Source organism: Gordonibacter sp. An230 (assembly GCF_002159915.1).
In the GTDB taxonomy this organism is placed as follows: Bacteria; Actinomycetota; Coriobacteriia; order Coriobacteriales; family Eggerthellaceae; genus Rubneribacter.
In genome coordinates this window covers 74,686-87,820 of sequence record NZ_NFJP01000013.1, presented here as the reverse complement: position 1 = coordinate 87,820, position 13,135 = coordinate 74,686, and the positions used below count along the sequence as shown (strand labels likewise).

General features: G+C 65.8%; 10 protein-coding genes. 1 reads left to right on the top strand and 9 read right to left on the bottom strand.

Annotation, left to right across the window (positions count from 1 at the left end):
• Nucleotide 1: 1 nt before the first annotated feature.
• The 9 genes from murD to B5F40_RS08565 form a co-directional block, all read right to left on the bottom strand.
• Complete coding sequence (gene murD / locus B5F40_RS08605) at nt 2-1,513, bottom strand: UDP-N-acetylmuramoyl-L-alanine--D-glutamate ligase (RefSeq protein WP_087193919.1); 1,512 nt, start codon at nt 1,511-1,513, stop codon at nt 2-4.
• Between the two features lie 3 nt (nt 1,514-1,516).
• Nucleotides 1,517-2,563, bottom strand: coding sequence for a phospho-N-acetylmuramoyl-pentapeptide-transferase (gene mraY / locus B5F40_RS08600; protein ID WP_087193918.1), 1,047 nt, complete (start codon nt 2,561-2,563; stop codon nt 1,517-1,519).
• On the bottom strand, nt 2,563-4,068 hold the full coding sequence (locus B5F40_RS08595; RefSeq protein WP_087193917.1) for a UDP-N-acetylmuramoyl-tripeptide--D-alanyl-D-alanine ligase: 1,506 nt from the start codon (nt 4,066-4,068) through the stop codon (nt 2,563-2,565). The genes mraY and B5F40_RS08595 overlap by 1 nt, the downstream gene beginning before the upstream one ends.
• Before the next feature lies 1 nt (nt 4,069).
• Nucleotides 4,070-5,605, bottom strand: a complete 1,536-nt coding sequence (locus tag B5F40_RS08590) for a UDP-N-acetylmuramoyl-L-alanyl-D-glutamate--2,6-diaminopimelate ligase (protein WP_087193916.1) — start codon at nt 5,603-5,605, stop codon at nt 4,070-4,072.
• Between the two features lie 10 nt (nt 5,606-5,615).
• The gene (locus B5F40_RS08585; RefSeq protein WP_239442972.1) at nt 5,616-7,385 is read right to left on the bottom strand and encodes a peptidoglycan D,D-transpeptidase FtsI family protein; all 1,770 of its coding nucleotides are present in this window, start codon (nt 7,383-7,385) and stop codon (nt 5,616-5,618) included.
• A gap of 155 nt (nt 7,386-7,540) precedes the next feature.
• Nucleotides 7,541-8,005 carry a cell division protein FtsL gene (locus B5F40_RS08580; protein ID WP_087193914.1) on the bottom strand — a complete coding sequence of 155 codons (465 nt, stop codon included), beginning with the start codon at nt 8,003-8,005 and terminating at the stop codon, nt 7,541-7,543.
• An 89-nt stretch (nt 8,006-8,094) separates the two neighbouring features.
• Entirely contained in the window at nt 8,095-9,051 is a 957-nt protein-coding gene (gene rsmH, locus B5F40_RS08575) for a 16S rRNA (cytosine(1402)-N(4))-methyltransferase RsmH (RefSeq protein WP_087193955.1), read from the bottom strand.
• A 12-nt stretch (nt 9,052-9,063) separates the two neighbouring features.
• Nucleotides 9,064-9,519 (bottom strand): division/cell wall cluster transcriptional repressor MraZ, encoded by a 456-nt coding sequence (locus tag B5F40_RS08570; RefSeq protein WP_087193913.1) that lies wholly within the window; start codon nt 9,517-9,519, stop codon nt 9,064-9,066.
• Nucleotides 9,520-10,395: 876 nt separating this feature from the next.
• Nucleotides 10,396-11,310 carry a site-specific tyrosine recombinase gene (locus B5F40_RS08565; protein ID WP_087193954.1) on the bottom strand — a complete coding sequence of 305 codons (915 nt, stop codon included), beginning with the start codon at nt 11,308-11,310 and terminating at the stop codon, nt 10,396-10,398.
• 246 nt (nt 11,311-11,556) lie between these two features.
• Here B5F40_RS08565 and B5F40_RS08560 point away from each other — a divergent pair, with 246 nt between their 5' ends.
• The gene (locus tag B5F40_RS08560; RefSeq protein ID WP_087193912.1) at nt 11,557-13,038 is read left to right on the top strand and encodes a DUF1846 domain-containing protein; all 1,482 of its coding nucleotides are present in this window, start codon (nt 11,557-11,559) and stop codon (nt 13,036-13,038) included.
• Nucleotides 13,039-13,135 lie beyond the last annotated feature (97 nt).

The following is a 13,135-nucleotide window of genomic DNA, read 5'->3' as shown; positions in this document are numbered from 1 at the left end:
CCTAGCGAGCGCCCGCCGAGCGCTGGGAGACGAGGGATTTGAACGTGCGTCCACGCTCTTCGAACGAGCTGAACTCGTCGAAGGACGCGCATGCCGGGGAAAGAAGCACAACGCCGTCCGCCGGCGCGAGGGCGAGGGCCGCATCGAGGGCGTCTGCCAAATGCCGAGCGCGCGCGACGGCGAACCCATCCGGAGCCTGCGCGGCGGCGTCGAACGCAGCAGCGAAACGCTCGCCCGCCGCTCCGAAGCACACGACGGCGCACGCGCGCGCATGCGCGGCCTCGACGAGAGGCGCGAGGTCGGTTCCCTTGTCCTCGCCGCCGAGCAGCAACACGGGACGCGCCTCGGGAAACGCCTCGAGGGCCTTGAGCGCCGCATCGACGTTCGTGGCCTTTGAATCGTTGTAGCAGCGCACGCCCGCGACAGAACCGCACGGCTCGATGCGGTGCTCGAGGGGCGCAAAAGCGCGCAGGTGCGCGGCCGCATCGCGCGCATCCACGCCGAGAGCGAGGGCGGCAACGGATGCGGCCAGCGCGTTCGCGGCATTGTGCGCCCCCTTGATCTGCAGCTCGTCGACGCGGACCATCGAGCGCTCCTTCCCACCCAGCGCCACGCGCAGCATGCCGTCGCTGCCAACGAACGCGGCGTTGTCGCTGCCGCACGCAGCGCGCATGTCGCCGCCCAGGCCCTCGGCCGTGCCCATCGGCACGTACGCGAAGCCGCGCTCGCGCTCGCCCAAGGCGCGCAGGCGGCGCACCTCGGCGCGCACGACGTCGTTCGTCGCGTCGAGCACGGCCACGGCCCCCGGCACCTCGGCCAGGTTCGCCAGCAGCTTGAGCTTCGCGTCGCGGTACGCCTCGAAGCTGCGATGCCAGTGCAGGTGGTCGGGCGTGATGTTCAGCAGCACAGCCACGTTCGGCGCGAAGCGCTTAGTAGACGCCAGCTGATAGGACGACACCTCGGCCACGTACACGTCCGTGTCGCCCGCGCCCACCGCGCAGATGCACGGTTCGCCGATGTTGCCCACGGCCGCGGCGGCCAGGCCGGCGCCCGCCAGCACGTGCGCGGCGAGCGCGCAGACCGTCGTCTTGCCGTTCGTGCCCGTCACGGCCACCCAGCGGCTGTCGGCGGCGCTCTCGCGCCAGGCGAACTCCACTTCGCTCACCACCTCGACCGACACGGTCGCGGCCGCTTCGTAGAACGTCGCGAACTGCGAGATGCCTGGGCTCGCGACGCACAGGTCGAACGGACCGCCCGCCTCGGCGGCCAAAACGCCCGGAGCGCCATCTCCGAACTCCACGAGCGCACCGGACGCGCGAGCGCCCTTCGCGAACGCCTCGGACGCCTCGTTGCGCTCTCCTGCAGCAATGGCCAGCGCGTCCACGCGTTCGCCCATGAGCGGCAGCAGATACGACGCAGCAGCGCGACCGCTCTTGCCCAGACCCAAAACGAGCACGCGCCCCAGACGGCGCGGCGCGTGTTTGCGATTCGCTATGAGCTCCCGCGGCGCCATAGCCTACGACACCGCCATCAGCGTCTCGGCGAAGTACAGCGAGAAGCCCGTCGCAGCCAGCACTCCGGAAACGATCCAGAAGCGCACGACCACCTTCGTCTCGCTCCAGCCCTTCTTCTCGAAATGGTGATGCAAAGGGGCCATGAGGAAGACGCGTTTGCGAGTTTTCTTGTAGTAGACCACCTGAATCATCACGGACAACGCCTCGGCCACGAACAGGCCGCCAATGATGAGCGAGACGAATTCGGTCTTCGTGAGCACGGCCAAACACCCCAGCGACATGCCGAGCGCAAGCGATCCGGTATCGCCCATGAAGATATCCGCAGGAAACGAGTTGAACCACAAAAAGCCAATGCACGCTCCCGCCAGGGCCGCCGCGATGATGGCGGGCTCGAGCAGGTCGGAGCGATACGCGATGGCAGCCATCACGATCATCACGATCATCACCGTGCCCGCCGCCAAACCGTCGAGGCCGTCGGTGAGGTTCACGGCGTTGCACATGCCAACGAGCAAGATGTTCATGAACAACAAGTACAGCCATGGGATGGAGATGCCGTCGCCTACGGGCACGACGGTGGTGAGGATGCCGAAGTCGAGCGCGACGACGAAAGGTATCTCCACGGTGGGCTCGACCCCCAGCAGGTTCACCGCCACGAGGATGAACGCGCTGGCTATGGCCACCTGGCCCACGATCTTCGCCTTCGGCGTGAGGCCGAGCGAACGCTCTTTGACCACCTTTGACGCATCGTCGACGAAACCGAGCAGCCCCGTGAGGACGGTCGCGCCCAGAAGCACGAACGTCTCGGGGACGGGCTTGCCCACGAACAGGGCCACAACGACCACTGCGACGAGCATGACGACGCCGCCCATCGTGGGCGTGCCCTGCTTCACGAGATGGCTCTCGGGACCGTCGGCGCGCACCTGCTGCCCGATATGGCTCGATTTGAGGAACTTGATCCACACCGGCATGAACGCCATCGTCAGCACGATGGCCGCCACGATGGCGAGGAACACGAGAAACGTCGGATAGTGGGAGAATACGGAAAGCATCAATTAACCAGCCCTTCGACCACGCGTTCGAGACCCATGAACCGGGACGCCTTCACCAATACGGCATCCCCCGGCTCGACGCAGACATCCAAATCGCCGAACACGTCGGAGATCGACCCTGCACGCACGATGCGCCCGGCATCCATGCCGGCGCGCTCTGCGGCGTCGGCGATGATCTGGGCGAGCTCGCCCACGCACACGAGACGGTCGAGCGGCAAAGCGGCGGCATGCTCGCCGACGCCCGCATGGCAGGCCGCCGCGAAGTCGCCGAGCTCACCCATGTCGCCCAGCACGGCGATGCGCCTACCCGGCACCTCGAGCGCGCAAAACGTCGTCAGCGCGGCGCGCATCGAGTCGGGATTGGCGTTGTAGGCGTCGTTCACCACCGTGAAGCCCCCTCGGGCGCGCAGTACCTCCTGACGCCCCGCCTCGGGAAGGGATTCTTCGAGAGCGCGCGCGACTATGGCGATGTCCATGCCGAAAGCGAGCCCGACCGCGGCGGCCGCGCAGGCGTTGGCGACGTTGTGGGCGCCACGCAGGCCAAGCGCACATTCGTGCCGCTCCGTTGGCGCGTCGCCAACCATGTCGGGAGGCCAGCCTTCCGAGAAGCCGCGGGCGCACAGCGTAAACCGAGGCCGCCCCTGGTCGTCGAGCGACACGTCCTCCGCCCACACGGCCGGCCGGAACCTCCAGCCCGAAGCGTCGCGTCCGTCGGCGCCATAGCGTCCCGAGCCGTCGAAGCATACGGTCGGCGCTGGCCATTTCGTCAGATCGGAGCACTCGTAGACGAAATCGGCCAAGTCGTCCGCTCCGTTCAGGAACGCCGCGCCCGACGCAACGGGCAGCGACAGCAGAAGCTCGGCCTTGGCCCGTGCGATGTTCTCGCGGCTGCCCAGAAGCTCGATATGGCTCTCGCCCACGTTCGTGACCACGCCCCAGTGCGGGCGCGCGAACGAGCACAGCTGCGCTATCTGGCCCGCGCCGCGCATGCCCATCTCCACCACCACGGCCTCCGTCTCCGGCTCCGCAGAGAGAAGCGTCTTGGGCACCCCCAGCTCGTTGTTCTGGTTGCCCTCCGTAGCGACGACGGTGTGCGCCGCAGCCAACACGTCGCGCACAAGGTTCTTCGTCGTGGTCTTGCCCGTGGAGCCCGTGACGCCGATCACGCGACCCTTGAGGCGCCCGCGCCATTCGCGCGCGAGGTCCGTGACGGCGTGCGCCGTGTCGGGAACCTCGATGACGCCCGCGCCGAGCTCGCGGGCGAGCGCGAGCACCTCGGCGGGAAGCGGCTGCATAACAAGAGCGCATGCGGCGCCCGCACGCAGGGCGGCGGCCACGAAGTCGTGGCCATCGACGCGCTCGCCCGAAAGCGCCACGTACACATCGCCCGGCTTCACCTCCCGCGAGTCCCACGAAAGGCCCGTGGCCAACGCACGCGCATCTGCGGGCTCCACCGCGAACTGGCCGCCCGTGCACGCCGCAATCTGCTTCTCGTTCAGACGCATGCTATCGGCCCTCGCCTGCAGGCCCCGCCCCATCGGCGAAGGCAGCACCCGGCGCATCGCATCCGAAGGCGCGCTCGAGCTCTTCGGCGGCGACCACGCGGTCGTCGAAACTGAGCACCCGATCCCCCACGAGCTGATAGTCCTCGTGGCCCTTGCCCGCGATGAGCACCGAGTCGCCAGGTTGCGCAAGCGCCACGGCGCGCGCGATGGCGCGACGGCGATCGGGCTCCACTTCGAATCGACCCGCGCCCGCGCCCATGCCGCTCACGACGTCCTCGATGATGGCGCGCGGATCCTCGGTGCGGGGGTTGTCGCTCGTCACGATGGCGCGATCGGCCGCGAGCGCGGCCTTGCCCATGATGGGCCGCTTGCCTGCGTCGCGGTCGCCTCCGCAGCCGAACACGCAGATGGTGCGACCGGGGGTGAGCGCCATGATGGACGAGAGCGCCTTCTCCAGCGCATCGGGGGTGTGGGCGTAGTCCACGAAAACGCTCACGCCGCCGTCGCAGGCCGCGCTCACACGCTCGAGCCGACCGGGAATCTGAGGGGCCTCCTCGAGCGCCTCGACGATAGCTTCGGAGGGGAAACCCAGCTGCAAGCCGATGGCGAACGCGCACATGACGTTCTCCACGTTGAAGCGCCCCACGAGCGGGTAGTCGAACGCGAAGCGACTGCCGCGCACGTCGAGCTCGAGGGAGGTGTGCGTGGGGGCGTACTCCACGCCTGCGGGGTGTATCTGCGCCGACGGATCGAACCCCGTCGTGACCACGCTGTCCCCAGCGACCGAGCAACGGCGCAAAAGCTCTTTGCCCCACTTGTCGTCTATGCAGATAACGCGCTTTGCGGGATAGTCCTCGGAGAACAGGCGCGCCTTCGCTTCGAAGTACGCTTCGAACGTGTGATGGTAGTCGAGGTGATCCTGCGTGAGGTTGGAGAACGCCGTGACGGCGAACCGTGTGCCCCACGTCCGCTCCAAATCGAGCGCATGCGAGCTCACCTCCATGGCCACCGTGTCGCAACGCGCATCGCGCATGCGGGCGAGCAACCGCTGCAGGTCGGGCGATTCGGGCGTGGTGTGCTCCGAGCCCTCCAAAGCGTCTCCGATCCGGATGCCCACCGTGCCGACGACACCCGTGCGCTTGCCCGCCACGCGCGCGATATGCTCCACAAGGTAGGTGGTGGTGGTCTTCCCATTCGTTCCAGTAACGCCTACGAGCGCGAGATCCTTCGACGGGTGGTCGTAGAAGTTCGCGGCGGCTGCGGCCATGGCCTTGCGCGTGTCTTTCACCACGACCTCGGTCACGTCGGTGGCGTCGGCCAGGTACACTTTGCGCTCAACCACGAGCACTTTCGCCCCACGGTCGATAGCGTCCTGCGCGAACGAATGACCGTCGGTCGTGAAGCCCACGATGCAGAAAAACGCGTCGCCTGGTCGCACCTGATCGCTGCGGTAGGCGATTCCGCTCACCTCGTCGTCGGCATTTCCGATGATGGTGCAGTCGACGCCCGCGAACAGTTCCGTGCAGGTCTTACCCATGGCGACTCCCTCATTCCGGATAGATGTCGAAACGGTCGATGGCTGCTGTCATTATATCCTTAAACATTGGCGTGACCACGTTGTCGATGGGAACCTCGTTCGCACCCACAAAACAAACCAATTGGCTTGAAGAGTCGGCAAGGAAACCGGTGAAGGCCAGATTGTACACCCCTTTTCGATAACCGCCGTTCTCTTCGTCGTAGATCTCGGCCGTCGAGGTCTTGCCGGCCACGTTGAAGCCCTCGATGGCAGCGGCCTTGCCCGTACCGTCGGTCACCACCGTTTCGAGCATGCTCGTCATCTCGTCGATCGCATCCTTGTTCTCTATGACGTCCTCCGTGGCATACTCGGGCGTCTCGCCGCTTTGGGGTTTCGAGACGAGGAAGTGAGGCGTGCATTCCACTCCGTCATTCACGAGCGCGCCGTAGAAGCGCGTGATCTGAAGCGGCGTGAGCGAGACGCCTTGGCCGAAGCTCACGTTGTAGGCCTGAACAGTGCTCCACTGGTCCAAGTCCGAAAGCAAGCCCAAAATATCGGTTCCCTCTTCGCCTTCGCCCGGAAAATCGACGCCCGTCTTCTCGTGCAAGTTGTACGCGAGGATGTGGTTGTACAGCTCCTCGAAGCCCATCTTCTCGGTGGCCAGGGAGATGCCCACGTTCGACGATTGGTCGAGGATCTGACGCAGCGTGAACGTCGCATCGCCGCGCTCGTGCGCGTCGGAGATGGTGTAGCCGTCGGCGGTGATGCTTGCCGGGCAGAACAGCATGTCGTCGGGTCCCATCGTCCCGGTTTCAAGGATGGCCATCGTGGAGACCGATTTGAAGATGGAGCCGGGTTCGAACAAGTCGGTCACGCACTTGAGCCTGGGGGCGTCGTCCTCCATCTGCGTCCTGTCCGTTGGATCGAGCAGGGGAAGCGAAGCCGCCGCGTAGATTTCGCCCGTGCCGCCATCCATGACAATCGCGCTGCCGCCATTGGCCGTGAGGTTCTCCTGATCGGCTTCCAGCCGCTCCTCTACGGTCTGCTGTAGCTCTATATCGATGGAGATGACGATGTCCTCGCCATCAACAGCCTCTTTCGACTCTCGCTTGCCTCCGGGAATGGGCGTGCCGTCGGTAGCGCGCTCCTCGCGCGTGTAGCCGGCCTCGCCCGAAAGCACGTCGTCGTAGTACAGCTCGAGCCCGGTTGCGCCCACGTAGTACTCTCGGTTGTTCTCCGCATCTACTTCCAGGTTGCACAAGCCGATGACCTGGCCGCCCACGCGGCCGTTGGGGTATTCGCGCCGCCATTCCGTCTTGTAGCGGATGCCGAAGTCCATGCCCTCGCGCTCGCCGCCTTCTGCCGACAGCTCGGCCGTGCGCTTGCGCAAACGCTCGCCCACCTCCACGTCGGCCTGCTTCTTCACAAGCGCATAGCGCGTGTTCGCCATGGTCGCCGCCTCAAGGTAGTCCGACTTCTTGCCGCCGAGCACCTCGGCAAGCACCTCTGCCGTAACGTTCGCGTCGTCCACCTCCGCAGGGTCGACATAGATAGTGGTCGATTCCACGGAAGTCGCCAGCACCACGCCGTTGCGGTCGTAGATGGTGCCGCGACGCGGCTCGACCCAATCGTAGGCCATGCGCGCGTCTTCGGCCTGCGCGGCAAGAGCCGGCGCAGCGACCACTTGCAAATACCCTAGGCGCAACGCGAGCAGCGCCGCAACGACGATGAAAGCGAGCACGGGGAGAAACGGACGGCTGGAATTGGGATTGGGCGCGGCCACGAAGGAGTCGGCCGTCACGCGATTCGACCAAGAGAAGCCCGCGGAGCGACCGCGACGGGCCGCGCCGGATCGCGAGGCGCGGCCTTGCGCAGGGCGGGCTGCGGAGCAGCGACCCCCGCGACCGCGGGCGGGACGTGCGCCCCTCTGCTTGTGACCCTTGTCGACCACGGCACCTACGCCTCGGGGTCGAACGCGTTCGCCACGCTCTGCGAAAGAGACAGCGCACCCGCTTCGTCGGTGGCGACGACATCCTTTTCGAGGTCGATGACACCGGCCGACCCAGGCGCAGCCATGCCCAGCTTGCCAGCGTGCTGCTTGACCTTTGTCGGGTTGGACAGCGCGCTTTGAGACACCTCGAGCTCAGCGCCCCGGGAGCGGGCATCGTCGATCTGCTGAGACAGATCGTTGGCTTGCATGGTGGCCGACAGCGTCGCCGACGTCAAGCCGATGCGGGCGAACGCCACAAGCGCCACTGCCACGAACACGACGGCGGCCAGCTTCGCGAGAAACACGACGCCTGGAGAGAGGGTCGGGGCCTGGGTGCGCGAGCCACGGCCGGGAACGACGCTGATGCGCTCGCGCGGAGCGCGTTCGAAAGAGCGTTCGGGATACTGCGAGTACGCCGGCTGTGCGCTCATGGCCAACCCCCTTTCTTCGTATCGGATGCGTGCGGCGGTCGTGTGCGATGCGGTTCTGTTCTCTTGCGCGCCGAAGGCGGCCAGGCCGCTCAGCGCTTCTGCGCGACGCGCAGCTTGGCGCTGCGCGCGCGGGGGTTGCGTTCGATCTCCTCCGCGCTCGGAAGGATCGGTTTTCTCGTGACGATGTCGAGCACCGGCTGTTTCCCGCACGAGCACACCGGCAGATCCGGCGGGCAGGTGCAGCGGTTCGCGCACCGCGCGAACGTCTCCTTGACGATGCGATCCTCAAGCGAGTGGTAGCTGATCACCACGAGCCTGCCGCCGGGATTGAGCCAGCGCACGGCCGCGTCGAGCCCCCGTTTGAGCACATCCAACTCACCGTTCACTTCGATGCGCAGCGCCTGGAACGTGCGCTTCGCCGGATGGCCTCCCGCCCGACGAGCCGAAGCGGGGATGGCGGCCTTGACGATGTCCACGAGCTGCGCGCTCGTTTCGATGGGAGCGCTCTGACGGGCACGCACCACAAAATCGGCGATGCGGCTTGCCCACCTCTCGTCCGAGTAGGCGCGGATGATCCGAGCGAGATCTGCTGCGGTATAGGTGTTGAGGATCTCTGCTGCGGTGAGGGATTGTCTACCCGGATCCATCCGCATATCAAGAGGCCCGTCCTCTTTGAAGGAGAAGCCCCGAGACGGCGTGTCTATCTGCACCGAGGACACCCCGAGATCGAACAGGACCGCATCGACGCCGGGAACCTCGGCGCCGAGAAGCGCCTCGTCCATGTCTCCGAAGTTGCCGCGCACCAGCTCGATGCGCGGGCTCGCGTCCTTCGGCAGCGTCCCGAGTTTGCGACGGGCGGCGGCAAGCGCCACCTCGTCCTGATCGATGCCGATGAGCGTGCCCGCGCCTCCAAGGCGCTTGGCGGCTTCGAAAGAATGCCCTGCCCCGCCGAGCGTGGCGTCCACGAACGTGTGCTGGGTTTGAAGGTTCAAGTGCTCGAGGCACTCGGCGAGCAGGACTGGTATGTGCCGGTATTCGCTTGTCACAGCGCTCACGCCTTACGACTTTTTGAAGAGAAGGCCGAGATCGACTTCTTCGTCTTGCTCGTCGTAGCGCTTCGCGTCCCAGACCTCGAAATAACCCGTGTTGCCCACGACGACGACGTCCTTGCCGATGCCGACGGAGGCGCGCTGCTCTGCAGAGAGCATGATGCGGCCCGCCGCGTCGATGGACACGTCCACCGCGCGCGACTTGAGCTTGCGGCGCAGCTTGACGTGCAGGTCGTTCGACGAATCGAACTTCCCAAACGCGTCCTCGAAAACGCCCGCCACCCACGCGTTGAAGCCGTCGGGCTCGAACACGTAGAGGCACTCGTCGTCGGGATGACGGGTTACCACCAGGTCCGTCGAAAGCACCTTGCGAAACGACGCGGGAAGAGACATGCGGCCTTTCGCGTCCACCTTGTGGCGGTACGCCCCGTTCAGATCGACAACCTTGTTGACGTCTTCCGCCATGCCTCCCTTTCCGCCGTCGTACGCGCGGCCTTTCGGTGTTTGGAATTCTATCCCACTTTGCCCCACTTCGCAACAAATATTGGGCATTTGGCCAGTTTTTAAGCATTTCGAAACCCACCATTCGCCCACTTGTCAACTTAGCCCGCCCCGCCTCGAACAAGCCTCATCCACATGTAGGCCGGCAGCGCGGAAAGGCACACAAGATATGGGCCGCTTGGCTGCCGGTGGGATGAAGTGGGAGAGTTGTGCGGAATCTGTGGCACCGGCAAAGCGAGTGGCACGACGCGACAGGGAGGCAACCGGCTGCAGAGAAGCGGGATGGGCTAGGAAGGCGGAGGCGCGGCAATCGGAAAGCCAGCTGCGAGGGACGGCGGAGAATCGCCCGCGAGAGGGGTAGCCGGGGCGGCATATCGCGCCTTGGGCAGGACGGACGCCCCGCATCGGACGACACGGCGAGAAGCAAAGCGACGCGCAACGACCGGGTTTTCCAGTATCCGGACTGCGCCTTCTCCCAGCATCCGGGCCGCGCTCCCCTCTTTGCACGCAGCGAAATAGCCTGCCCGCCGGCCCTCGCGCATCGGATACTTGCGAAGGCTCAATGCGGGTCCGTTTCGCCTTCATGCCAAGAAACCGCCTCTTTTTGGCCACGGAACCCCGCTCTGACGCGAAATCCGGCTTCCCTTGTCAAAAAAGATGCGATGCGCGACAAAACCCCAGGTCGGAAAAATCGGCATAGGCCTGAGCGCCCCGAAGCGTGCCAAAACGGGCTTTCGCGGCCAAAATACCGGATATTCTAACAAGGAGAGGGGCGCCGATCGGAAAAACGGGGCACGAAACGAAGCCGGTCGGCGCAGTGGAGAGGGGGAGTCCCGCCCGTTACGGCCGTTCCGCTTCGGGGGGCGGGCAGGCGCGGGCTCTCGGATGGGCACTCAGGTACTCCTCGCGCAGATGCGCACGACCCACATGGGTGTACACCTGCGTGGTGGAGATGTCGGCATGTCCAAGGATTTCCTGGATGACGCGCAGGTCTGCCCCGCCCTCCAGCATATGGGTTGCGAACGAGTGCCGCAGCGTGTGCGGGTGCAGGTTCGCAACGCCGATCGAGCGTCCTGCCTCTGCCACAACGGCATGGACGCTCTGGCGCGAAAGACGACCGCCGCGCGCGTTGAGGAACACGGCCGACACGGGCTTCGCGCATGGGCGCACGAGCTCGGGTCGCCCTTCGGCTAGGTACTCCGCCAACGCCTGCAAGGCGGCGCCCGATATAGGCGCGATGCGCTCCTTGCCGCCTTTGCCAACAACGCGCAGGTACCCTTCGTCGAGCGCAGCGTCGGGCACGTCGAGGCCCGTGCACTCGCTCGCGCGCAAGCCGCACCCGTAAAGCACCTCGAGGAGGGCGCGGTTGCGCAAGGGGATCGGAGCGCGCTCGACGGGAGAGGACAGCAAGTCGTCCATCTGGGACACGCTCAGCACGTCGGGCAGACGCTCGGGAGCCTTCGGCAGCTGCAGCGTGACGGCAGGGCTGTGCCGCACGAAGCCCTCGCGCACAAGGAACCGGTACAGCCCCTTGATCGCCGAGACGCGCCTGTCGATGCTCGAAGCCGCATAGCCTCTCTCGATAAGATCGGCCTCGTAGTCCACCACCGTCTCGCGATCGACGTCCGCCAGACGCGCGACGCCGCGCCCGTCGAGGAAGGAGGAGAAGTCGGCGAGATCGACCCTGTAAGCCTGCGCGGTCAGCGGCGAGCATCCGCGCTCGATGCGCAGATGAACCAGGTACTCGCGGACCATGTCCTCGTCCTGCACGCGATCCTCCCTCCTCCCGCCCGGATGACGACGCGCAGATCGCGTTCCGGGCTACGGGCTACGGGCTACGGGCTACGCCCACAGGATAGCAGTCGGCCTGCCTTCCAGACAAATTCACATGCCGGAAACATCGCTTCGCGCCAAGGTAGGCTATAATCGTCGCGTGCGACGAGAGCGCCGAAGGGCGCCGCGCGCACCGCCGCCATCCCCAGAAAGGAGCGCCGCCATCCCATGCGCAACGGATTCGACAACGACAAGTACATCGCACTGCAAGCCGAGCACATCCGCAGCCGCATCGAGCAGTTCGGAGGGAAGCTCTACCTGGAATTCGGCGGCAAGCTGTTCGACGACTACCATGCCGCTCGCGTGCTGCCCGGTTTCGAGCCCGACTCCAAGATCCGCATGCTCAAAAGCCTCGCGGACGACGTGGAGATCATCATCGCCATCAACGCGAACGACATCGAGAAGAGCAAAGTGCGCGGAGACTTGGGGATCACCTACGACGAGGACGTGCTGCGCCTCATGGACATCTTCCGCACCATGGGCTTCGCCACAAGCGGCGTCGTGATCACCCACTACGCGAACCAGCCCTCGGCCGGCGCGTTCCGCAAGCGCCTCGACAGCCTGGGGATCAAAAGCTACCTGCACTACCCCATCGCCGGCTACCCCTACGACATCGACCACATCGTAAGCGACGAAGGCTACGGCAGAAACGAGTACGTCGAGACAACGCGCCCGCTCGTCGTGGTGACCGCCCCCGGCCCCGGCTCGGGCAAGATGGCCACGTGCCTGTCGCAGCTCTACCACGAGCACACACGCGGCGTCGAGGCCGGCTATGCAAAGTACGAGACGTTCCCCGTGTGGAACCTGCCGCTCAAGCATCCCGTGAACATCGCGTACGAGGCGGCCACGGTCGATCTCGACGACGCAAACACCATCGACCCGTTCCATCTTGAAGCCTACGGCGAGACGACGGTGAACTACAACCGCGATGTGGAGATATTCCCCGTGCTCAAGGCCATGCTGGAGAGCATTTCGGGCGAAAGCCCCTACCAGTCGCCCACCGACATGGGCGTGAACATGGCCGGCAACGCCATCGTGGACGACGACGCCGTGCGCGACGCCGCCAAGATGGAGATCGTGCGCCGCTACTTCCAAACCGCAGTGGAGGTGAAACGCACCGGAATCGGCCACGAGAGGCTGGAGAGGCTCGAGCTGTTGATGAACCAGGCGGGCGTGAACGCGAGCCTCTCTCCTGCGCGTTCGGCGGCGCTGCTGAAGGAGGAGACGACCGGCGGCCCGGCCGGCGCCATGGTGCTGCCCGACGGCTCGGTGGTGACGGGCAAGACCTCCGCGCTTCTGGGCGCGGCGTCGTCGCTGCTCATGAACGCGCTCAAGGGCGTGGCGGGCGTCGATGACGACAAAGACGTGTTGAGCGACGAGGCCATCACCCCCATCTGCCGCCTCAAGACCCAGCAGCTGCGCAGCCGCAACCCCCGTTTGCACTCGGACGAGACGCTCATCGCGCTGTCCATCAGCTCGGCCACCGACGAGGCCGCCGCGAAGCTCATCGAGCACGTGGAGGACCTGCGCGGCTGCGACGCGTTCTTCAGCGTGATCCTGTCGGCCACCGACGAGAAGCTCTACCGCACGCTCGGCATCAACGTGTGCTGCGAGCCGAAGTACGAGCAGCACCGCTACTACCATAAGTAAGCGCGTCCCCGCTCTTCCCGTCCCCTCCCTGTCCGCTTGCGACGGTTCCGGCGGGCGGGAAGGGCCTGCCGGCGCGGCACCGCCGCCGAGCCGGCAG

Excerpts from the sequence above, each read along its gene's own strand:
- murD (WP_087193919.1), bottom strand. The coding sequence starts at position 1,513 with ATGGCGCCGCGGGAGCTCATAGCGAATCGCAAACACGCGCCGCGCCGT.
- mraY (WP_087193918.1), bottom strand. The coding sequence starts at position 2,563 with ATGCTTTCCGTATTCTCCCACTATCCGACGTTTCTCGTGTTCCTCGCC.
- B5F40_RS08595 (WP_087193917.1), bottom strand. The coding sequence starts at position 4,068 with ATGCGTCTGAACGAGAAGCAGATTGCGGCGTGCACGGGCGGCCAGTTC.
- B5F40_RS08590 (WP_087193916.1), bottom strand. The coding sequence starts at position 5,605 with ATGGGTAAGACCTGCACGGAACTGTTCGCGGGCGTCGACTGCACCATC.
- B5F40_RS08580 (WP_087193914.1), bottom strand. The coding sequence starts at position 8,005 with ATGAGCGCACAGCCGGCGTACTCGCAGTATCCCGAACGCTCTTTCGAA.
- B5F40_RS08570 (WP_087193913.1), bottom strand. The coding sequence starts at position 9,519 with ATGGCGGAAGACGTCAACAAGGTTGTCGATCTGAACGGGGCGTACCGC.
- B5F40_RS08565 (WP_087193954.1), bottom strand. The coding sequence starts at position 11,310 with ATGGTCCGCGAGTACCTGGTTCATCTGCGCATCGAGCGCGGATGCTCG.
- B5F40_RS08560 (WP_087193912.1), top strand. The coding sequence starts at position 11,557 with ATGCGCAACGGATTCGACAACGACAAGTACATCGCACTGCAAGCCGAG.